Consider the following 21246-nt stretch of genomic DNA (forward strand, 5'->3'; position numbering starts at 1 on the left):
TAGCGCTACTTTGGGGGGCTGATGACCAGGACAGCGCCATCGGCAGCAGCGATGAGGACGCGGGGGCCCATCATGGTTGGTCCGGACGCGATGGGTTGCCCCACGAAGACTTGAGAAGCAAGCTCACCAGAATTGAGATTGACCTTTATCAAACGGCCGTCCTTGGTGGTGGCCAGCAGCGAATCGCCCTCGACAGCGGGCGCGCCGGTTAGGTCGCCGCCCGAAAGGGGCAGTTGCCACGCAATGGACCCATCGGCATCGACCGCCGCCATCTCGCCGTCTGCGGAGACGACCACGCACCGGCCGGGCCCCACGGCGTAAGGGCCCCAAACCGCCGGGGACCCCAGGTCGGGGTCGGCGACGCTCTCGAGCGAAGGCGTCGAGAGCAGCATCAATCGGCCTCCCTGAGTCGGGAACGCCACGACGCGATCGAGCATCGCTCCCCGCCCGACAATGGGGGAGGGACCAACATCGCTCCGTTGAACCGCTTTGAGCGAGCCAGAATCGATGGCCAAGCAGTGGATGTTCTGCACGCCATCGGTGACCACCACCACCCCATCGCCGGCCGCGGCTGGGAGCCAGGCGTAGGCTTCTCCCGGCTGAATCGTCGGCTGGAACGGCGTTCCCAGAGGCTGTGCTCCTTGCTTTCCGAGCAGGAAGACCTGGCCGACTTTGAGCGGTGCGATCCAACCCCCCGACACCGGGGTGGGTTCGCACGCAAGGGGCGATGGCAGCGACCCCGAGACAACCGGCGCCTTTTGATTCGTTAGGTCGATCGTATTGATCGAGACCGAGCCGCCCGCTGAGACCGCGAATGAATCGGCCGAGATTGCAGTCAAGAACTCCAGTGGCTGGGCGGGACGCTCCGCTGCGGCCGGGAGCGACGTGTCAAGGATGCGTCTGCCAACGGCGTCGCGGTCGAAGAAGAACACGCGGCCGTCCGCGGCGGCCTGAAGGATCCCACGTGGTTGATCGACCGCGACCGGGGGCCCCGCGGGCGCCGTCGCGAGGTCGGTTTCCCAATACAATCTGGCTGACTCGGCGTCCGCCGCCGCGACGGTTACCCCGGTGGTTCCGCTGCGACGCCGGGAGTGAACCAAGACGTCGCCCAGCGATAGGATCTCACCGACGAACCGATCACGGATCAGAGGCGCGTCGATCGTTCGCGCGGGAAGGCGCTTGCCGGAAGGGGCGATTGCGTACTTGGTGATGCCACGGTCCGCCACCCACAGGTTGCCTTCGACGACTGCCGAAGCGCCACTCGAGCGCTCGTTCGACGCCGGCTCGCGGACAGCGAGCACCGTGAGCGGGTCTGCGGAGCTCCCGGCCGCGGTCTCAAATACAGTAATCTCCCCCGAGTTGCACACCACGGCGAAACGGCGGTTAAAGACGTGTGGCGGCTCGATCACCAGGCCGTTCATGCGGTAGCTGTCGAGCTCTTCGCCAATCGCCCCCTGGTCGTCGCTGCTGAGAACACGCACACGCGAGGTCGCAGCGCCGATGTTCTGAAGCAGCATCACTTTGTCGAGGATCGGGGTTGGCGCCGCGACGATGCTTCCGGGCGAGTGGCCTGAGTAATACACTCCAAGGCACTCAAAGCTCTTGGCGTCCAGAGAGTAGACGCTCGATTGCTCGCCGGCGACGTAGATCCGCTCGCCGCGCCCGTCGAACGCGGCGGGGGCAGAGACGGCTTGCGGGAACTGCACTTCGCCTACTTGGTCTCCCGACGCGAGGTTCACAACTAGAACACGTCCGGACGGCAGAGTCACCAAGGCCAAGTTCGCCTGGACGGCAGGCCGCAGGATCGGCTCGCCGACCGGCAGCCTCCATTGCAACGCGCCCGTCGCCGGCTCGAGGCTAAGCAGTTCGTTGGCGATCGCGTCCCAAGCCAACACCGCGTCGGCCGTGCGCACCAATCCAACAGAGGCTTCGGGCCTCCCTAGGTATCGGCGCCACAGCAAACGACCGTCCTTGCTGTCGAGCCCGTACAGGACCCCGGAGAACTCAACAACGACGGGGCCCGAGGCGGGCGCCACGCCCTGGACGCGACGGTCGGCAAGCGCGAGCACGGCTTCCAGCGGCGTGGCGCCTTCCTCCTTCGCGGACTCTTTGGGCTTGGCTTCGTAACGCACGAGTCCCTGCTCAGACGCAGACGCCGCCGCGATCGCCTCAGCGAGGGCCCCTTCTTCCATCAGCTCCGGATGCGCCTTGATAAACTCGGCGTGCATTCCGTACGCGCCACGTATGTCGCCATTGGAGGTGGCGTCCTGCATCGACTTGATGGTCTTGCTGAGCGCGTCCAGAGCGGTTTGGCGGCGGGCGATCCGATCGAGGATCGCGCGCGTCTCTTCTAAGTCCCCTTCGTCGCGAAGGGATCTGGGCACGTACTTCGTGTTGTTTGAGAGCCCGATCGCTTGTTTGGAGAGCTCTACGAAACTCTCAATTTCTTCCTGCGTTCCCGCGGTGTCCGCTTTCTCGGCCAGGCCGCGGGCGATCTTGGGGAGCAGCGTCGACAGCTCGGCTTTCGCCTGGTCCTGTTCGTTGAAGTACGGCTCGTCCTCGATCCTGGGGAGTTCGTCGGCGGCCACCTGCAGGGCGATCTTGTCGTTGCTGCCGGTCTTCTGCCGAAGATTCGCCAGCACCGATTGAACTCTGGCTTGGCCGGCGCTCGGGTGGTTGGGGAACTTCGTGGTGAACTGGTTGTAGAAATCAATCGCCTGCGTATAGGCGCCCGCTTCGAACGATTCAGTCGCCTTGGACAGGAGTGCGTCGCCCGATTCACTGTTGAGGTAGTACAGGATTGCTCCGCCTACCAACAACAACAACGCAAGAGAACCCCCTCCAATGAGGATTAGCGGCGAGTCGAACTCGTTCTTCTTAGCTTTCTTGCGTTTTCCCTTGGAGGCGGACGACTTCTTCTTCCCCTTGCTGGATTTCTCGTCGATCGCCGCATCGGCGGGCTCGGGGCCCAAGCCTGCGTCGCCGAGCGTGTCGAGTCCGCCGCCAAGCGGGTCGAAGGCGGCGAGGTCCACCTGCTCCGTCTCCGGACCGCGTAGGATGCTCTTGGCCTCGTCTTTCGAGAGGTGCCCTTCGTTGACCAAGAACTTGGCCAGCGACCTTCCCGACGGGGGATTCGCGTTTGCGGCCAACTTCTGCCGCAGCCGCTTGAGCATCGGTTCGGGGAGCTTCTTAGCCGCTTCGAGCGCGTCGATCAGTTCTTCAGCGGTCATGTGCCTCTTCTCGGCCCGGTCTGGGCCGCGCTTCCGGTTGCATGCGTCGCCCGACTCGTTGGGGCGCTATAGGTCTTCGTCTTCGTACTTCGCCAACTGGATCTCTTCGGCCTGAGCGCTCACGCCCGCGTCCAGGGCCGCAACGACAAACTCGTGCGTTGCGTCGCCGTGTGCCTGGACCACCACCTTGGCCGGGCCGGCGCCGAACTTGCCCCCCTTCCCTTCTCGGGCTTGGCGGACCTTCTCGCGCATCTCCTGCTTGCTGGGCGCCCGTTGCTCTTCGTTCCACAGCGGCGCGCCGATCCAAAAAACATTGTCGCCGTCGATGCGTATCAGGATCGAGTCCTTTTCGACGTCCTCAACCGTCTGCGATGCGGCCGCCTCGTCGTCCTGCACGGGGGGGACCAGCAAAGCCGATTGAAGCGCGAACGCAGCAGTGATCATGAAGAAGATCAGCAGCAGGAACGTGACGTCGATCATCGGCGTCATGTCCACTTCGTCGTCGACTCGCTTATCGACGACCTGCTGCTCGTAGTGATCGTGCGAGACCTCGTCGGGCCGGAACGCGATTTGCGAACGGGCAGCGTCAGGGTCCGAAGAGGGGAGGTCCTCGGGCGGCGGCTGGTTTGGCGGTTTGGAAGCCATCAATCCTTCTCCAGGATCGCGTAGGCGAGCTGGATTCCGCTCACTTTGGAGCAGTCGCCGGTCACCCGCCAGACTTCGCGGAACGGGACGCTCTTGTCGGCCTTAATGACGACGTTGGTCTTCCCTTCTTGCAGACCTTTCTCAACAAGCTCAACGATCTTCTCCTCTTGTTCCTCGGGGTCGTCCGACAGGCGAGCCGACTCCACCTGGCCGTCCGCCGCGTACACCGGGGCGCTGTCCACGCCCACTTCGCCGATGGTGAGCAAAGTTGAGTAGAGCTGTTCGACCGGGCTGCCGCGCGACGCGATCGGCAGGTCGATCGCCGTCTGTTGGTCGGGCGTCGAGGCAACGATGAAGAAGATCAGCAGCAGGAAAGTCACGTCGATCATCGGCGTGAGGTCGGGGTCTCCTTCGGAATCGGTGCGCGACTTCCGCGGCGCCGCTGCCGACGCCTCGTGCAGCGATTCGGAAGGAGATTGAAGCAGGGCCGGCATCGGAACGTTCCTCTGTCCACGTTAAGTTGGTCCGCGCGACGATCACGCCCTGCCCGTGATCGACTGCAGGGACTCCATGAGCCGCGTCAGCCCGCTGGCGATCAGGTCTTCCATCTTGCGGATCTGGATGTTGATGGACGCGGTGGTGATCATCAGCGGCACCGCGATCGCCAAGCCGAGGGCCGTGGTGATCAACGCCACCATGATGTTGCCCGCCATCACGCCCGGGTCGACCTTCGTTCCCTGGCCGAGGTTGTCGAACGCCGCCATCATGCCGATGACGGTGCCGAACAGCCCGACCATGGGGGCGCTCTTGGTGACGGTGCTGACCCATGCCAGCCGGTGCTCGATATCGGCCAGCACGTCCTGTTGAAACCGTTCGACCAAACGCCGCTGGACCTTGATGGGGCCAAGGTCGCGATTCTCGATGGCGTAGAGCGCAAGCTGGGGCATGGCGCGGCGGTCGTCCTCGCAGATTTCGATCGCCTTTTCGTTGTCCCCTTTGGCAAGTTCTACGTCGAGTTCGTCGAAGAATTCGGTCTGCTCCTCCTCATTGCGGAACCGCACCTGGGCTACTCGGCGCCACACGAGAACGGCGTTGAACGCCCCCCAGATCGCCAGCAAGGCCATCGACGCGTAGATGGCGTAGCCGATTAAATTGAACAGTTCTTGCATGCCGGTCGGCTCACGTATGGTGTTTCGGGCGCCCGGGCACGGGCGCCAGCACTAATAGTAATACACTTGATCTTCGAGTGCTATTTGAAACCCGCTTCCCCCGCGGGTCACGCGGAAGACGCTCCGCTGCACCTCGTTGATCTGCTTCTTTTTCGACTCGGCTTGATTAAACTCTTGCTCGAGCAGCTCCCGAGCCGCTTCGTCGGGCCAAAACGTGACGGTGAACGCTCCTCGGGCGCCGATCCCGGCCTTTTCTGCCAGCCGGCGGTCGAGCGTGTTGAGCGGCGATCCGACCGGATTAATGGTGTACAGCCGCTTTTCTTGATCGGGGGGCGCCGATCGGACCACGGGGTTCGCCCCGGCCAGGTTCTTTGCGTAGTAGATCAGGTTGTTTTGCTGGTCGAGGACCCCGAGCTCTAGCTTGTAGAAGTCGTACCACTGCGCGTACTCGTCTACGCTGCCCGGCTCGTACTTGATCTGGCGGACGGGCTCCTCGCCTTCGAGTCCCTCGCCGCCGTCCCCCGCGCGGCGGCTATCGCCCAGCCCGCTACCCTTTCCGGCTTCGGTATCGGAGTCGACCGCCTCATCGCTGAGCAGCGCTGAAGTGGTGGAGAGATCGCTCAGGGCGGAGAGCGTGTCCTGTAGCTTCGGCTCGGTCAACTCCGGGGCGTCTTCCTGCCCGGGGGGTTCCAGGTCGCGGGCCACACCCATCGCCGCGTCGGCCGGTCGGCTCGCGAACTCGATCGGCTTAAACTCAATCGCGATCTCACTCCGGAACTTGAAGTGCGTCATGTACCAGATGAAAACCAAGCCGGCGACCAGCACCCCCACGATCAGCAGCAGCGCGATCAACGCGCTCGAAGAACGGTCGTACGAGTTTACCGTGAGCCGGTAACTCGGCCGTGAATGGGGCGTGCTGGGGAGGGAGGCCATAGAAGCGTTGTGTTAGTTGGCGGGGAGCACGGCGTCGGGGCGGACCGACAGGTACCATTGCTCCCACTTCGTCTTGGCCTCGTAACGTTGGTTCTCAGAGAAGCGGTTGTTCAGCCCGTAGCCCTGGAACTTTCGACTCGTAAACCGCAAGCCGTCTCTGGCGGCGAGCACCACGCGTTTGTCGGGATCGGTGAGCCCGTACAGCAAGGAAGGGACGTAGTCGAGATTCCCAGTCCTCCCCAGCGCCCGGACCGCCAGCAGCCGCACCTCCGGGTCTCCGCCACGCACGAGCTGTTCAAGCCGCCGAGCACTCCGGGCGTCTAGTCCGCTTGAGATTAACGCGCTAGGATCGTCCGCTAGAGCGTCGAGCTTGGCGGACTGATCCTCGTCCAGCATACCCAGCAGGTCTTCTACCGCGGTTTTTTCTTGCTGGGCGACGATCTGGCCGCCATCGAGCCGCACGCTGCTGAGGTCCTTTGGCAGGCCCCGCCCGCTAAGCATCAACCCCTCGCCGATGCTCGCCCGCAGGATTTTTTGCGTCGACCGCTGCAAGAACAGCACGGCAAAGGCGGTGTCGGCCGCCTCGCCGCAGCCTTTGTCCCAGATGCCGGGTTTCTTCTGGTTCTTGAGCAAGAAGTCGTACCCGTCGTTGTACCACTTCGGGCTGCCCGGCGCGACGCCGGTAAGGAACTCTTCGAATCCGCGGAACCTTTCCAGGGCGTAGAGGTAGTAGACCTGCCAGGCCTTATTGTCGATGGAGTAATTCTTCTCCATCCACTTGGTCCCATCTTCATACGCCTTGATAAGCCGGTCGCGTTCTACCTGCTTGGACGAAAGCCGCGGCGCCCGGCGGGTGGATTCCTCGCCAGCGACGCGCACGCCGGTGGGCAATTCTTCCTCGCTTGGGACCGATTGATTTGGCCCCATAATGCCGAACAGGTCGATCGTGATCAGCACGCTGCCCAGGGCCGCGGAGACCATCGAGAGTGAGATTTCCTTCTGCTCGACGCGTTTCCCCGCCGGACCCATCTCCCCTTGATAACCCCAAGCGCCATCCGGGTCTTGGGTCCGGATCAGCCAGTCGGTCAGGCCGGCCAGTGGCGCCGCTTCGACGCTCAAACCGTGGCGATGGGCCTCCCAGTAGCTGAGCGCCGCGTACTGCGTCTGCGAGGTGTCGCCTGATTCGCGGTTGGTATACCCCCACCCGCCGTTCTTTTTCTGGCGTTGCTTGAGCAGGTTGAAGTAGTAGCTAATGACCGAGGCGTGGGTCCTTGGATTCACCTCGGTGAGGAGGATGATCGCGAGGCCGGCGCTGTAGAACGACTCTGCCTCATACCCCTTCTTTGCCGTCTCATAGCACGCCGCCACCGCCTGCTGAACCTTGGGGTGGTCAGGCTTGTCGTCCTTTACGAACGCCAAGCCCATCAGGCACTTGGCGCCAAGTTCTTCATCCTTGCCGTCCATCTTCTCGATCGCGGCAAGGCCAGATTCAATCAGCTTGCGGACCTCGGGGCTCTCGGGCGTTAGACCTTGGCTGGCGCCCAGGGCCGGTCCGACTGATGCGGCAACAGCCAAGAACAGCAAGAGGCGGGTTGAGAGCGCAGTCATCGTCCTCCCCTTGCGAAATGCACGGGGCCATCCGTTTGTGTTCAGGACACTCAGGGTCGGCCCGTCGCGGTACTGGATCGCGTCAATGGCCGGGGCAAACGCCGTTCCGGGGACGCCTGCATCCAAACATCTACACTAGCCGCGGGGCGGATTGAGTGTCAACAACCTGGCGCCGCCATTGGCAATCGCCGCTGTGGAAAGTAAACTCAGGAACTTCGCTGGACAGGTAGCTCAGTTGGTAGAGCACAGGACTGAAAATCCTGGTGTCGCCGGTTCGATCCCGGCTCTGTCCACTTGCTCCCCCGTTGCGGCATTTGCTCTGGAAGAGCCGCTTCGCAGCAAGCCACGGTTGGCTTGGTCACTCGGTCAACCGCCTCGCAACGACCCAGAGGCACGTTGCCCGGGGTGTGCGACAAAAGTGAGCATGGTATGGGATAAGCCGATTGCCGGCTTTGCACCCCCCTACCCTCCCTCGGGCTTTGGCGACTTGGTCATTCTTTCGGCGCCGAGATTCTGAGTTCCAGCCTTAGCGGATCGAGCCCTGAGGCCCGAATCTGGCTCGATGCGAGCGTTGGGGTGGGTGTACAGAGGCCTACGCCCCGGCGGGCCGTACGTGGGCTCTGGGAGGGCTCAGGACCCAGCTGAGGGCTCAGGACCCAGCTCACTGGCAGGGCCGGTCGCCACCTCAACGGGAAGAGCCACAGAGGCGCAACAAAAAACGGGGCCCGCCTGGCGGGCCCCGTTCTTGTCTGTTTCACGCCTGCGTCTTGCCAAGAGCTAGGCGACCGAGTCCTTCAGCTTCTTCAGAGGACGAATCTTCACCGACTTCGAGGCCGGCTTGGCCGCGAAGGTCATGGGCTCTTTGGTGAAGGGGTTGATCCCTTCGCGTTCCTTGGTGGCGGGCTTCCGCACCAGTACGAACTTGCAAAGCCCGGGTAGGGTAAAGGTCTCGGCGGCGCCACGGCCGGTGAGCGCCTTCAGGATTTCTGCGTCGAGGGCGTCGAACACTTCGCCCACCTGCTTCTTCGTGAGGCCGGTCGATTCGGCGATGTTCGCAAAAATCTGGGTCTTGGTGAGCGGCTTCGGGGCGGCCTTCGCCATGCGCTGGATCCTCCAAACGGTGCAAAAAAAAGGGGACAACGTAACCGTGCTTTCTGCGGACGAGTCTGTCTAGCCAAGACCGCGAAGGACGTGATTAAAAGAGCATGCTAGCGAAAATACAAGCGGGAAAACCCCCACAACCCCTAGAAAACCCCAGGAAAACCTCGCTCAAAGGCCGAAAAACTCGGTTTCTGACCCTGTTACAGCCGCTAGTACCCGCAAAATCCGCGTTGATGCCCTTGCAGGCCGGTCCTAGACTCAACTGTACAGGCGGCGTTTTTCGAGCACTCTATCGGGCAGACGCCGATGATTCGTAGCTTGCGATTTCTGGCGGGACACGGCTTTGCCGCGTTCTTCGCGCTTGCTGTGGCGTGTCCGGCCAAAGTTGGCGCAGGGGCGCCGGAAGGCCAACCTGCGGCCCACCGGCACGAACTGCACTACGGCGTCCATTTGCCCCAGCAACGCTCACTGAGCCGAGCCCTTGCACTCGCCGAAGAGTCTTTGGAAAAGCAGGATTTTCTGCGGGTTTTCGAGCTGCTCGACGCTGTCCTGGACGCGGAAGAGGACGCCTGGATCGACGTTGACCCGCCCCGTTCTGCTAGGGACTTGGCTGGCGGGCTGATTTCAGACCTGCCGCCGGCCGGAAAGCGGGCCTACTCGCTCCACGCAGACGCGAAAGCCGCGCGGGAGTTTGACGCGATTTCCGCGGGGGCGAATGCTGCAGAGTTGCTGCGGATTGCCAGACGCTACCCACACACCCCGACTGAAACGGACATCTTTTGGCTGCTATCGCAACGCGCCTGGGACCAAGGTTTTTTCGAATCGACCGATCTGCTGCTGCGGCGGAGCGGGGCGCAGGGCCGTGACTTTGTTCATGGGTCGGACCGACGTTTGCAGCAAGCCGTTAGCCAGACCGCTGCGGGAATTGCGGCGACGGACATCGGGTTGGGGACCCACCCCGCGGTGCGTTGGGCGAAGGACTATGCCGAACGCGATTCTGGCGGCGCTTGGCGGGCGTCGGCGCGGGCCTCCGGAAGCTCGCGCGTTGAAGACGGCTTGTCGAAGGGCCGCATCGCCGTCTCCTGGGAGGCCGTCATTGCCAGCAGCCGCAGCCGAAGTGGGAGCTTGGGCCTGGACCGTGTGGCCAGCGACGTCCGTACTGAACCGATCATCGCTAAGGGCCTCGTGCTTTCCCGGACCGAAAACAACGTCATCGCCACGAGCGAACAATCGGGGCGTCGGGTCTGGGAAACGCCGTCCAACGAGCCGCTTGCGGGCGCCGCTCAGCGGCGGCATGGGGAGCTACTGGCTGGACTGGGGATTAGTTCCGACGCCAGCCGCGTCTTTGTGATAGAGCCGTCCCCGTTGGCTCAGCAGTCCCAACTGGGTACGGATCGGCAGCACATCTGGGGTGGGCGCAGGCCACGAGCGTGGCGGCCCGAGCCAAACCAGCTATCGGCCTATGACTTGCGCGACCAGGGGAAGCTGACTTGGTCACTAACTCGCAGCGGCGACGACGGGGCGCCGAAGCCCCTCTCGCTGCTAGGCGCCCCGCTTTGCTTTGACGGCCGCCTGCTGGCGCTAATCGATTCCGAACAGACGGTGATGCTGATTGAGATCGATCCATTGACGGGCGCCCTGCTCTGGCGCCAGCCTCTGATCGGCGCCGATCGTGCCCCGATCCGCGGATCGTCGGACGTCTGGGCCGGGATCACCCCGGTCACTTCCGATGGGATCGTCGTCTGCCCCACGCGGGGCGGCATCGTGGTTGCATTTGATTGGGTTCGGCAGACGCTCCTATGGGCCTATCGGTTCCCGGTCGACGAAGACTCGGACAGCGGGAGCTCGGGACACGACGCGATGTGGCGCGAGTGCCAAGCGGTTATTCGGTCCGACAAGGTGCTTGTTTGCTCGCCCGATTCGGACCTCCTTCATTGCGTCGACCTCCAGTCGGGGGAGCCGCGTTGGACCGCGAGTTGTCCCGAGGCTCGCTACCTGTCCGTGACGCGAGAGGCGGCAATTGCCTCGGGCTACCAGTCGTTAGATGGATTTGATCTTGCTACTGGCGATCGGCTCTGGACGCGCAAGCTGCCGACAGGTGCGGTCCTTGCCGGCCGACCACTGGAAACGGGCGGCCAAGTGCTGCTCCCTATGACGGGCGGTAAGATACTGACCATCGACGGCGCCGATGGCGAGATTGAGAACGACTCGTCCGAATTGGTCGAAGCCCCTTCGGTGTTGATCGCTCACCGCGGCGACCTGCTCGCCGCAGGGCGCGACTATTTGGTGCGGTACGTGTCGGGGGGAAGCGGGACGTCGGGCACCGCCGTGGCGCGATCACCGACGCAACGGCTGCGTGATTCGCTAGCCGCGCGGCAGGCCGGGGAGTACGACCTGGCGCTGAGCGAGCTGCGATCCTTGGTCAGCGAAGATCTCGATCGCTCCGCTGCTCGATCTGCCTATCTTGAGCTGTTGGTGAGCTTGCCGGTTCACGAAGGCCTGGAACAAGACGCGGCGTTGCTAGACCGGTTACGGGAGGTCCGCCCGGCGGATGCGGAAGCCGCGGTCGCCGCTGCGGTTGTAGCGGTTCGTAGGCTAGATCAGGACCGGCTGCTCAAGGCAATTTCCGACATCTCTGGCGAAATTTATTCTCCGGATCGTCTCGTGCTGGTTGAAGGCGACCGCTTCGTGGCGATTGAGGACGCCGTCCGAGGGACGCTGGGACGGCTCAATTCGGCGGTCGAGCAACCGCTGGACGTGGTCAGCCGATCGTCTGCAAGGACGCTTGCGGCCTCCCAGCGCTGGTTGGAGGCAGACCAGGCCCGCTGGCGCCTCGAATCGCAACCAACCCCGGACACTGCCGCCGCTCGGGCGGTTGATTGGAGCTCTCACCAAGTCGCGGCAGAGGTGCAGCCGTCTCGATCTGGCCTTCTGCAAACAACCGGACGGGGGCGCGATTTCTCAGGCTTGATCCGGGTGTCGCTCGAACGAATCGGTCCGGCAGACCCGAGGGCGCCAACCGGATTTGTTCTTGCGTCGAACGGTTCTCGATTAATGGGCAAGAATAATGAGGGGGAAGTACTGTTTGCGCTTGATACCTCCGAGGACAGCGAAGTACTGCTCAAGGCGGCCCGCGAGCCGATGGAGAAGCCCTGGGCGTGGATCGCTGGACGGGTGTTGTTGGTCGCCTCCAGGAACGACGTCGCTTGTTACGACCTGCTTTCGGACGGTCAATCCCGTGTCCGACTGTGGACGGCAAGCGGATCTCTGCGCACCGCGATGGCGCGCCGCGGCGAGTCGGACGGGCCGCCTGCGGAGTGGGTGCGAAGCTGGTCGGGGCCGGCGGAGGTTGTGCTGGTGACTCGCTCTCGGGCCGTCGTCAGCAATCGTGGCCGACTATACTGCTTTGACTTGCTGTCTGGCGTCTTGCGGTGGGAGTCAGCACTCACAGACGCCGACGGTCTGTGGGGGAGCGGCGAGCACCTCTGGGTCGTGCACAGCGACCGAACCGCCACGAAGCTTGCAATGGTCGATGGCGCCGTGTCAGGGAAGGCGGTCCCATCCCGGATGGAGCTGGTTTCAGCCGCGGGAGACCGCTTCGTCGGCGTTGAACGCGTCAATGGAACGCCCCATCTAATGGTTTGCGACGCCGCCGACCTGCGGGTCCTGGTCGACCTGCCGATAAGGGCGGAGTCCTTTAAGGTCTGGCGCGGAGAGGGCCGGATGTGCGGTGTTGTGGCCGAGCCCGGCTCGATTCATACGATCGATGTCGAAAAAGGCGGAGTCGTATCAGAAAAGGTGTTTGCTGCCGACCTGGAGTCGATCGGGAGCGTTCGCATGGTCGGAGGGCGACTACTGGTTTTTGTGCCCGGCGCCGCGGACGTGCGGGGAGGCGAGGCCGTTGACAGCTTGGAGGCGGGCTCGCCCTTCACGGGAAGGGTCTATTCGCTCGACCCCAGTACAGGAGAAGCGAATTGGTCGTCCCCAGTCGAGGTGCAAGGCCTCGGGTTGTTGGATCGACAAGCAGAAGACGATGTGCTGGCGTTCGGCGCACGGGTGACTTCCGTAGATGGCCGCCGGATGACCCGCGTCATGCTGCTCGACGCGGCAACTGGCGTGCTGTTGTACAGCGGCGAATTGATTGGAAGCACACCACTCAATGGCTATCATTTGAGAAGTGACCGTACGGCAACCCCGCCGAGGTTTGAGGTCGAGCTATCGGGTGAGACGTTGACCCTGCTGAGCTTGCCGACGCCCCGCCCACCGGAGCCCCCCCCGTCTGTGAAGATCGCCAGCGTCGCCGGAGCCGCGGAAGTGGATATTTGGGAGCTCGGGCAGGAACTCAAACGCGCATTCGAACAGGCCGCGGACGAGGTCGAACCGCAAACGCCCGCCGAAGAGAAATAGCCACGCATACGAGATCGACCGCCGGTCCTGCTCAAACGCCACTGAGGACATCAGGGATGATTCGACCGCAGAATTGGCATCGGTGGGTCCTGCTGTTTGTGCTCGCGGCTCGCCCGTCGGCTGGCTTGGCTGCTTCGCCAGACGCCCAGCGGCTCACGTCGGGCGGGTTGCGTTGGCTCGCCTCGCAGCAACATCGACAGGGCCACTGGACCGCTGACGGGCGTTACCCGACCGCAATGACGGCTCTTGCCGGGCTCGCGTTGATCGCCTCCGGATCCACATCGACCGGGGGGCCGTACTCCGAGAACCTCCGCAAAGCGGTTGACTACCTTGTCTTGCAGGCTCAGCCGAGCGGGCTCATCGGCGACCCGCTCCGCGACGATCGCTACACCTATGGGCACGGCTTCTCCATGCTCCTGCTCTCGCAGGTCTTGGGAGAAGAAGAAGATCTTGAGCGTCGCCATGAGCTGTCCCGCGTGCTCGCGGCCGCGGTCAAGTTCACTTCTCGCGCCCAGACTACGGCCGGCGGCTGGGGCTACGTCAGCTCCAAAGAGGATGGATCGGGCTTCGACGAAGGGTCGACGACCATTACCCAGGTTCAGGGGCTGCGCGGCTGCCGCAACGCCGGGATCGCCGTGCCCAAGGAGGTGATCGACCGCGCGGTGGCGTATATCCACTTCTGCACGATGGACGACGGCGGCGTGCAGTACAGCTCGAACGGCGGCGGAGGAAGGCCCGCCATCACGGCCGCGGCCATCGCCTGCCTCTACAACGCGGGCGAGTACGACGACGACTATGTGCCGCGGATGCTCGAGTACTGCCGAGAGCACTTGGGATCGCAAACCGAGAGCAGCTACGGCCACTGGCATTACGCACACTTCTACTACTCGCAGGTGCAGTATCGCGAAGGAGATGAAACGTGGCGCGCCTACCGGGCCGGAACGCTCGAGAAGCTGGCCCGCGAGGCGGAAAATGTGGCGACCCCCACGGGGCCGGGCGTCGTCTGGACCCAGGGCTACATCGGGCCGGTCTATACAACGGCGCTCAACCTGATCATCCTGCAGGTTGATAAGGGCTACCTGCCGATCTATCAGCGATAATTGCTTCAGTGCAACGGTCCTTTCCAAAAGGCCAAACCGCTGAGAGTGCTAAGCAATCGAGGGCGGAGACGGCTGCTAGAAAGATTTTCGGCTTCCCTAGTGTTACACTTCTAGTCACGCGAGTATGCATTGAACGACGCTCCACCACCCTCGAACGAAGCCATCGAGCGGATCTCGGCCGCATCGTCGCAGATTAAGACGCAGCTCGGGCGGGTAGTTGTCGGGCAGGAGGAGGTCATCGACCTGCTGCTCGTGGCGCTCTTCTGCCGGGGGCACTGCCTGTTGGAGGGCGTCCCGGGGTTGGCCAAGACGCTGCTCGTGAGCACGCTGGCGAAGTCCCTAAACCTCTCGTTTAGCCGCATTCAATTCACGCCCGACCTGATGCCCGGAGACGTCACCGGCGCCGACGTGCTTGAAGAAAACAAGGCGACGGGTCAGCGAGAAGTACGCTTCATGCCCGGGCCGATCTTCGCCCACGTGCTGCTGGCGGATGAGATCAACCGCACCCCGCCGAAGACTCAGGCGGCGCTGCTTGAAGCAATGCAGGAGCGGCAGGTCACGGTCGGTCAGACCCGCCGGCTGATCGAGCACCCGTTTGTTGTGCTCGCTACGCAGAACCCCATCGAACAAGAGGGGACCTACCCGCTGCCCGAGGCGCAGCAAGACCGCTTTATGTTCAAGGCGATCGTCCGCTACCCATCTTTCGACGACGAAGTAGAGGTAGCGCGACGTACGACCTCACGAGCAATGGAGGAAGTTGATTCGGTCCTATCTCCCGCGGAGATTGTCGAACTACAGGACCTGGTCCTCACAACGCCCATCAGCGATCACCTGACGAGGTACGTCGTGGCGTTGGTCCGTGGAACCCGCGTGGGCGAGCCTGAAGCGACCGACGTTGCGCGGCGGAGGCTGGAGTGGGGCGCCGGCACACGGGCCGTGCAGCACCTCATCCTGGGAGCCAAGGCCCGTGCGCTAATGTCGGGTCGCCCTTGTGTGACGCTGGAAGACGTTCAGGCGCTCGTGAAGCCGGTGCTGCGTCACCGGCTGGTGTTGAATTTCTCGGCAGAGAGCGAAGGGATATCTGCGGACGACGTACTCGAGGACCTGATCAAAGCCACACCCGCGCGCGAGGGCGCCCTGAATCATGACGCCCGCTTCCGCGGACTCGCCGCTTCCTGAGGCGATCGCCAAAATCGAAAGGCTGGAGGTCCGCGCCCGCGGGATCGTGGAAGGACTGCTCGGCGGTGCGCATCGGAGCCCCTACTTCGGTCGCTCACTCGATTTTCGCGAACACCGCGCCTATACACGCGGCGACGACCTTCGGCAGATCGACTGGAAGCTCTGGGCGCGGCGCGATCGATACTACGTCAAGCGGTACGAGGAAGAGACCAATCTGCGTGTCACCCTGGCGGTCGACCGATCGGCGAGCATGGCGTACGGCTCCGGCGCCATGAGCAAGTTTGACTACGCCGCCACGGCCGGCTGCGCGCTAGCCTACCTGGCGCTAAGGCAACGCGACTCCGTTTCGGCGGTCGCCTTTGCCCAGGAGCTCCTCGCGGTCACGCCCTACGGCGCAGAGCGGTCGCACCTCCGCGCGATCGCGGCGGCGCTCTCCGACCAACCGGTCGCGGGCGAGACCGATCTGGGCGCATCGCTAGACAAGCTTTCGCAAGTCGCAAGGCGCAAGGGGATTGTGGTCATTCTTTCAGACCTTCTCGGCGACCGAGCCGCTTGGCGCAGGGGTCTGGCGCGGCTGCGGGCAGCGGGGCACGACGTGATGGTGATGCACGTTCTTGACGACGACGAACTCGACTTTCCGTTCCAGGACCCGACGCGGTTCGAGGGCTTGGAGGGGGGCGACGCGGTGCGTTGCCACCCGGCCCGTCTAAGGAGCGGCTATCTCGCGGCGCTCGAAAAGTTCCTCAGCGAGATGCGTCAGGCGTGCCTCGGCCTCGGGGTGGACTACGAGCTGGTGCGAACTAGCGATCCGATCGACTCGGCGATCACCCGACTGCTAGTAGCGCGGAGCGGCCGGCGTCGGCCCTGGAGTTAACGCGGCACACACGTGAGGTGGAGCGCCGTGGCGCTGCTGTTTCCTGCCATCCTGATGATTGGAGTGCCGCTCGCCCTGGCGCCGGTGGTGATCCACTTCTTCAATCCGCGTCGCGAACGCCAGGTCGCTTGGGCGGCGATGGAGTTGCTGGTGGAGAGCCAACGGCGAAACCAGTTGTGGATTGAAGTGCGTGGATTGGTGTTGCTGGCGTTGCGGGTGCTCGCGGTGCTCGCCGCGGCGTTGATGCTGGGGCGCCCGAGATTCAACGGGGGAGTCGTTGACTGGATCAATCCTCAGCAGAGCACGCATCTGGTAGTCGTCGATGACAGCTACTCGATGTCCGACCGCGGGCTCGACCCCAGTGTCTGGCGCCGCGCGCTCGATGGGGTGCGCGCGCTCGACGCACGTGTAGGCCAGCAGTCTGGCGGGCGCTTGGTTGTGCTCCGCGCCTCTGAGGTGCTGGAGGCGCCGACGGATGCGCCGCTGCTCGGCGGCGCGGCGGCGACGGCCGAGGCTGCTCGGTTGGAAGGGACGGCTGCGGGCGAAACCAACGTGGGGTTGGCGCCGGTCTTCGATCGTCTCTACGGAGAGCTTGCTGGGCGCGAGGCAGGTCCTCCGGTTTTTCTTTACGCGCTGACCGATCTGCGCAGCCAGAACATCGCGGGAGACGGGGCGCTTCAGGACTCGGTGAAACGCGTGTCGCCAGAGGTAGCAGCAATCCGAATCGTCCGTTGTGCTGAGGACGCGTCATCCAATCTGACCTTGTCTGACGTTTCCCCTTTGCCTGGACCGCGCGCCGCGGGAGTTGAGATCCCTATCCGGATCCGGGTCCAGAACCATGGTCCTAGCGCAGTCGCCGACGTCCAGGTTCGGCTGTTTTGCGATGGTGGATCACTTCCAGCCGTGCAGATCGGTTCGGCGCCTGCTGGCGGCACAGGAAGCGCTGAGACCTCCGTCCGATTCGCAGAGCCCGGCGTGCATCGAGTGCTGGCGGAACTGGATGGAGACGCGGTGGCGTCCGACAACCGCCGATGGCTGCCGCTCGTTTTGCCCAGCCAGCAAACCGTACTCGTGGTGGATGCTTCGCTGGACGGCGCGGGCTCGCGAGCGATACGAACGGCTATCGACCCCGGGCAAGGAGTGCGGACGGGATGGCGGGCGGTGCTGATCTACCCCGGGGAACTTTCTGACGCGCTCGAACGGGAGCCGCCCGTCTGCGTGGTGTTGGCGGACGTGCCAAAGCTGCCGCCGGTTGCGGTGGAGCAGGTCCTACGCTTTGTGGAGAAAGGCGGCGGATTGATGCTAGCGGTTGGCCCGTCGATCGATCGAGCTTTCTACAACGAGTGGTTCTTCGCGGGCGCCGAGTCGCCGCTGCTTGCTCTGTCGGTTGGCCGACCGAGCCAGATGCCTCCCGGAAAACCCGCCGGCGTCGGCGATCTCTCAGCCGTTGCGCACCCGGTCGTCCGCGCGTTTACAGGCGACTTGGCGCCCCTGTCGAAGTCCATCGCCGTCAGTTTCGCCCATTCGCTTGAATTAGAGGAAGAGAGCGCCGTTCGGATCGTTGCATCGCTCTGGGATGGGCGGCCGGCGCTCTGCCTGGGCAGCTACGGTGAAGGCCGCGTCGCTTGCCTAGCAACGCATCCCTCTGCCGATGTGGGGTGGAGCTCGATGAGCGCCTCGCCGTTGTTTCCTATTTTCATGCAGGATACGGTCGGCTACCTCTGCCAGCCCGCAATGGAGCCCTCCCTCCGTACACTTGGTTTCGGAGCCGGGGACTCGCCCCCATCGCGATTGACGGCCGGCGGCGCACCGTTGATTGCCGATGATTCGTCGGCAATAGGTAGCCAATTGGGAGTTTTTCGTGACACGGCTGCCGGGGCCGCGGCGTTCGCCGTAAACGTCGACCCTCGTGAGGGCGATCTCGCGCTGCCGCCGGCCGCAGAAGTTGAGGCCATCGCGGCGGTCGATGGGGTGACGGTTGAGTCGCTCGACACGTTCGTTGCGTCGGTTTCTGGAGACCCCGCTCCCGACGCCTCGCGGTGGTTCTTGGTGGCCGTGCTCCTGCTGCTTGCCGCAGAGACAATCACGTCGTGGACCAGCAAGGCCCGCGTTAGCAGCAGGGGGGTCGCGGCATGACCTACTTGCTCGGCCAACTCACTAGCCGCGGCCCGACGCCGCTTCGGTACGAGCTTGTCGGCTTGGATCAGCTCGAAGCGTCGCCGCTGCTGGCGGTGCTGCTTGCTTTCTCCGTGGCTGCTGCGGTCGGGCTGACGCTGGCGCGGTCGCACTACGAGCCAGGTTCCTTCGAGGTGCGGTTGGTCCAGGTCCTGCTCCGCCTGACGGCAGTGATCGCCGTCGCCCTGTCGCTCCTGGGGCTCACTCGCCGACCCGTTGAAGTGGTAGAGCGATCGTCGCGCGTCGTCGTGATCGTGGACGACAGCCAGAGCATGGGCCTGCCTGCGGGCGAAACCTCGGAGCGACCGGGCCCGAGGGCGGGAGGGGCTACGGAGCGGTCGAGAGAGCAGCAAGTAGAGGACTTGCTGGTCCGCGATGGGCTTCTCGCAGCGCTGGGCGAACGGCATGAAGTACAGGTGGTCCGAACCGGCGCCCCCGCCGAGGCGCTAGCGATGGTCGAGGGAGACGAGGCGTTCTGGCCTCCTACCCTCAGCAGCACGCCGCTGGGCGACGCGCTCACAGAAGGAGCACGCGTGCTCGGGGGCCCGACGCTTGCCGCCATGGTGTTGGTGAGTGACGGCGGTCAGAACGCGGGCCGCGACCCGGTAGAAGCGGCCGCGGTGGTTGGCGCGCCGGTCTATACCATTGGCGTTGGTCCAACGCGTCTCGCTCCACGGATCCAGATCGTCGAACTCGTGGCGTCTGAAACGGCTTACCCAGACGATCCGTTCGAGGTCACCGTGGTTATCGAAACCCAAGGAGACTGGTCGAGCGACGCCGCGCTGAAGATTGTGTCTCTCTCAGGGACCGAAGAAGACCCCGTCGAAGGCGAGACCTTGCAGGCCGCCGCGATCGATGGCGCACGGGACGCCTCAACCTGGTCGGAGTCGTTCCAGGTTACCGCGAAGGAGGTCGGGGCCCATCGATACCGCGCCCGGTTGGAGGTTGTTGATCCGGCCTCGCACGAGACCGCCAGTGACCTCAAGTTCGACTTTTCAGTGGACGTGGTCGACAAGGTGGTCAGGGTGCTGCTGTGGTCGGGCGGCCCGAGCCGCGACTACCAGTTTCTGCGCAACCAGTTGTTCCGAGACGATTCGTTTCAGGTCACCGTGCTTCTCGACTCGGCAGAACTAGGTGCGGCGCAGGAGGCCGCCGGAACGATCGAACGCTTTCCTGCCACCTCGGAGGAACTCGACGCGTTCGACGTGTTGGCGATCTTCGACGCAGACCTGAGTCGGCTGACCCCGACGGAGGTCGATATGATCGTGGACTGGGTCTCCGCAAAAGGTGGTGGCCTGCTCTATCGACCGGGGCTCGTCTACGGCCCCCGGAGCCTCGACATGCCGGCAGTCGCGGGCGTTCGCCGGTTGCTTCCCGTGGATTTGCCTATCGGCTTCTTGGCGACGCAGCCCGCGCGCAACGATTCGCCAACCCCTGTCACGGTGACACGGGCAGGCCAGAGTGAACCGATGATGCGGCTCGCTGCGACGCCGGAAACCAGTCTCGAGGCGTGGCGCAACTTTAATGGCTTTTTCGCCTACTACCCCGACGTCCGCGCCAAACCGAGTGCAACCGTCTACGCCACATTGAACCCGCCGGGGGGCGAACCAACCCCGCTGTTATCCGATCAATTCTATGGCGCCGGGCGCACTGCGTGCCTGACGACGGGTGAGACCTGGCGGCTGAGGAGCGAGGGCGCCGAGCGATTTGAGCTGCTGTTCACGAACCTGCTGCGGAAGCTGGCCTCGGGCCGAGCGGCGGCCCGCCAGCAGGGCGTGCTCGTGTTTGAGCGATCGGGGTATGAGCTGGGTGAAACCATGACACTCTATGCACGTTTGCCGAAACCGGTGGGCGGGCTTGAAGGCGATGACGATCTGGCTACCGCGCTCATCGTATCGCCCGATGGCCAGACTACCTCGGCGCCTCTTGTGCAAGCATCCGACGGTCCCGGGGCCGCGTCTGCAAAGCTGCTGGCCGCGCAGCTCGGACGCTACTCAGCGTCTGTATCACGGGGGGCAGGCGACGACTTGACCGCCATCGCCACGGTGGCGGCGCCGGAGCGAGAACGCGGAACGCTGGTTCGCGACGAGCAGCTCCTGCGTTCGATCGCTCAGGCCAGCGGCGGTCAGTACTATGCGGACGGGGCCGCCACATTAGGCGAAGGCGGGCGAGCCGCGTTGGCGGACGCCATCGAACCCCGCACCGAACGGATCACTCGATTCGGCGAACCCGATCGTGCGTTTGAATGGAGACTGTCGCGGTTGCTCCTTTGGGTGGCGGGAGGCGCTCTGATCCTCGAATGGCTGTTGAGACGATGGAACCGGCTGCTGTAGGGTCTGCCACCGGGGTCCGCCCCTTGCTGCAACAAGTGCAGCGGGTGCGCGGCCGGCTGCGCGCTTTTCTAGCGATCGAACTCGCCGCCATGGCTATCGTTGGCCTCGCCGCGGCTTGGTGGTCGCTCCTGGCCCTCGACTACGCTTTCGAGCTCCCTAGGGACCTCAGGCTGGCGCTGCTCGTCGCCGCGGGGTTGTCTCTATGCGGTTGGCTGTATTGGTCACGCGGCCGCGCTCTGTTTCGCAGGCTCGCGGATGATCAGATCGCTTTGTGGATCGCTCGGCAGCGCCCGCAGCTCGCGGACCCGATGATCACCGCTGTACAGATGAGGTCGTCCGACGGCCCAATGTGGGAAACAACCCGCGTTTGGGCCGATCGCCTCGCCGGGGATTTGCGACCCGAGTCGCTCGTGAGCTCGCGTCGCCCGCGACGGTGGGTGTCGGCCGCTGTGGTGTTGGCGGGTTCGGTCGTCGTCTTTGCAATCGTTCAGC

The 21246-nt window shown here is 64.0% G+C and carries 13 protein-coding genes and 1 tRNA gene; 7 read left to right on the forward strand and 7 right to left on the reverse strand.

Annotation, left to right across the window (positions count from 1 at the left end; all coding sequences use genetic code 11):
* Positions 1 to 5 precede the first annotated feature (5 nt).
* From Pla175_RS10420 to Pla175_RS10445, 6 genes are all read right to left on the reverse strand, one after another.
* Positions 6 to 3230 carry an outer membrane protein assembly factor BamB family protein gene (locus tag Pla175_RS10420; protein WP_145283931.1) on the reverse strand — a complete coding sequence of 1075 codons (3225 nt, stop codon included), beginning with the start codon at positions 3228 to 3230 and terminating at the stop codon, positions 6 to 8.
* A gap of 66 nt (positions 3231 to 3296) precedes the next feature.
* Positions 3297 to 3875 (reverse strand): ExbD/TolR family protein, encoded by a 579-nt coding sequence (locus tag Pla175_RS10425; RefSeq protein WP_145283933.1) that lies wholly within the window; start codon positions 3873 to 3875, stop codon positions 3297 to 3299.
* The gene (locus tag Pla175_RS10430) at positions 3875 to 4369 is read right to left on the reverse strand and encodes an ExbD/TolR family protein (RefSeq protein ID WP_145283935.1); all 495 of its coding nucleotides are present in this window, start codon (positions 4367 to 4369) and stop codon (positions 3875 to 3877) included. Before Pla175_RS10430 ends, Pla175_RS10425 begins: the two co-directional genes overlap by 1 nt.
* A 42-nt stretch (positions 4370 to 4411) precedes the next feature.
* Entirely contained in the window at positions 4412 to 5044 is a 633-nt protein-coding gene (locus Pla175_RS10435) for a MotA/TolQ/ExbB proton channel family protein (RefSeq protein WP_145283938.1), read from the reverse strand.
* Between the two features lie 51 nt (positions 5045 to 5095).
* Positions 5096 to 5977: a hypothetical protein gene (locus tag Pla175_RS10440; RefSeq protein WP_145283940.1), complete on the reverse strand. Its 882-nt coding sequence runs from the start codon at positions 5975 to 5977 to the stop codon at positions 5096 to 5098.
* 12 nt (positions 5978 to 5989) lie between these two features.
* The gene (locus tag Pla175_RS10445; protein ID WP_145283942.1) at positions 5990 to 7585 is read right to left on the reverse strand and encodes a HEAT repeat domain-containing protein; all 1596 of its coding nucleotides are present in this window, start codon (positions 7583 to 7585) and stop codon (positions 5990 to 5992) included.
* 220 nt (positions 7586 to 7805) lie between these two features.
* Between Pla175_RS10445 and Pla175_RS10450 the strand changes: the two genes are divergently transcribed.
* Positions 7806 to 7878 (forward strand) — tRNA-Phe (locus Pla175_RS10450).
* 484 nt (positions 7879 to 8362) lie between these two features.
* On the opposite strand, the gene Pla175_RS10455 is transcribed toward Pla175_RS10450, so the two are convergent.
* Positions 8363 to 8686 (reverse strand): HU family DNA-binding protein, encoded by a 324-nt coding sequence (locus Pla175_RS10455; protein ID WP_145283944.1) that lies wholly within the window; start codon positions 8684 to 8686, stop codon positions 8363 to 8365.
* Positions 8687 to 9187: 501 nt separating this feature from the next.
* Between Pla175_RS10455 and Pla175_RS10460 the strand changes: the two genes are divergently transcribed.
* The 6 genes from Pla175_RS10460 (at position 9188) to Pla175_RS10485 (ending at position 20754) form a co-directional block, all read left to right on the forward strand.
* Positions 9188 to 13093: an outer membrane protein assembly factor BamB family protein gene (locus Pla175_RS10460; RefSeq protein WP_231954329.1), complete on the forward strand. Its 3906-nt coding sequence runs from the start codon at positions 9188 to 9190 to the stop codon at positions 13091 to 13093.
* A 56-nt stretch (positions 13094 to 13149) separates the two neighbouring features.
* Positions 13150 to 14193 (forward strand): prenyltransferase/squalene oxidase repeat-containing protein, encoded by a 1044-nt coding sequence (locus Pla175_RS10465; RefSeq protein WP_145283946.1) that lies wholly within the window; start codon positions 13150 to 13152, stop codon positions 14191 to 14193.
* Positions 14194 to 14322: 129 nt separating this feature from the next.
* Positions 14323 to 15372: an AAA family ATPase gene (locus Pla175_RS10470; RefSeq protein WP_145283947.1), complete on the forward strand. Its 1050-nt coding sequence runs from the start codon at positions 14323 to 14325 to the stop codon at positions 15370 to 15372.
* A complete protein-coding gene (locus Pla175_RS10475; protein WP_145283949.1) occupies positions 15338 to 16246 on the forward strand; it encodes a DUF58 domain-containing protein in 909 nt (302 codons plus the stop codon). Before Pla175_RS10470 ends, Pla175_RS10475 begins: the two co-directional genes overlap by 35 nt.
* A 27-nt stretch (positions 16247 to 16273) precedes the next feature.
* Positions 16274 to 18382: a BatA domain-containing protein gene (locus Pla175_RS10480; RefSeq protein WP_145283951.1), complete on the forward strand. Its 2109-nt coding sequence runs from the start codon at positions 16274 to 16276 to the stop codon at positions 18380 to 18382.
* Positions 18379 to 20754: a hypothetical protein gene (locus tag Pla175_RS10485; RefSeq protein ID WP_145283953.1), complete on the forward strand. Its 2376-nt coding sequence runs from the start codon at positions 18379 to 18381 to the stop codon at positions 20752 to 20754. The genes Pla175_RS10480 and Pla175_RS10485 overlap by 4 nt, the downstream gene beginning before the upstream one ends.
* Positions 20755 to 21246 lie beyond the last annotated feature (492 nt).

This window comes from Pirellulimonas nuda (assembly GCF_007750855.1).
GTDB classification, from domain to species: domain Bacteria; phylum Planctomycetota; class Planctomycetia; order Pirellulales; family Lacipirellulaceae; genus Pirellulimonas; species Pirellulimonas nuda.

Bases quoted from the DNA above. Each gene is read 5' to 3' on its own strand.
- Pla175_RS10420 (WP_145283931.1), bottom strand. From the start codon at position 3,230: ATGACCGCTGAAGAACTGATCGACGCGCTCGAAGCGGCTAAGAAGCTC.
- Pla175_RS10425 (WP_145283933.1), bottom strand. From the start codon at position 3,875: ATGGCTTCCAAACCGCCAAACCAGCCGCCGCCCGAGGACCTCCCCTCT.
- Pla175_RS10430 (WP_145283935.1), bottom strand. From the start codon at position 4,369: ATGCCGGCCCTGCTTCAATCTCCTTCCGAATCGCTGCACGAGGCGTCG.
- Pla175_RS10435 (WP_145283938.1), bottom strand. From the start codon at position 5,044: ATGCAAGAACTGTTCAATTTAATCGGCTACGCCATCTACGCGTCGATG.
- Pla175_RS10440 (WP_145283940.1), bottom strand. From the start codon at position 5,977: ATGGCCTCCCTCCCCAGCACGCCCCATTCACGGCCGAGTTACCGGCTC.
- Pla175_RS10445 (WP_145283942.1), bottom strand. From the start codon at position 7,585: ATGACTGCGCTCTCAACCCGCCTCTTGCTGTTCTTGGCTGTTGCCGCA.
- Pla175_RS10455 (WP_145283944.1), bottom strand. From the start codon at position 8,686: ATGGCGAAGGCCGCCCCGAAGCCGCTCACCAAGACCCAGATTTTTGCG.
- Pla175_RS10465 (WP_145283946.1), top strand. From the start codon at position 13,150: ATGATTCGACCGCAGAATTGGCATCGGTGGGTCCTGCTGTTTGTGCTC.
- Pla175_RS10475 (WP_145283949.1), top strand. From the start codon at position 15,338: ATGACGCCCGCTTCCGCGGACTCGCCGCTTCCTGAGGCGATCGCCAAA.
- Pla175_RS10485 (WP_145283953.1), top strand. From the start codon at position 18,379: ATGACCTACTTGCTCGGCCAACTCACTAGCCGCGGCCCGACGCCGCTT.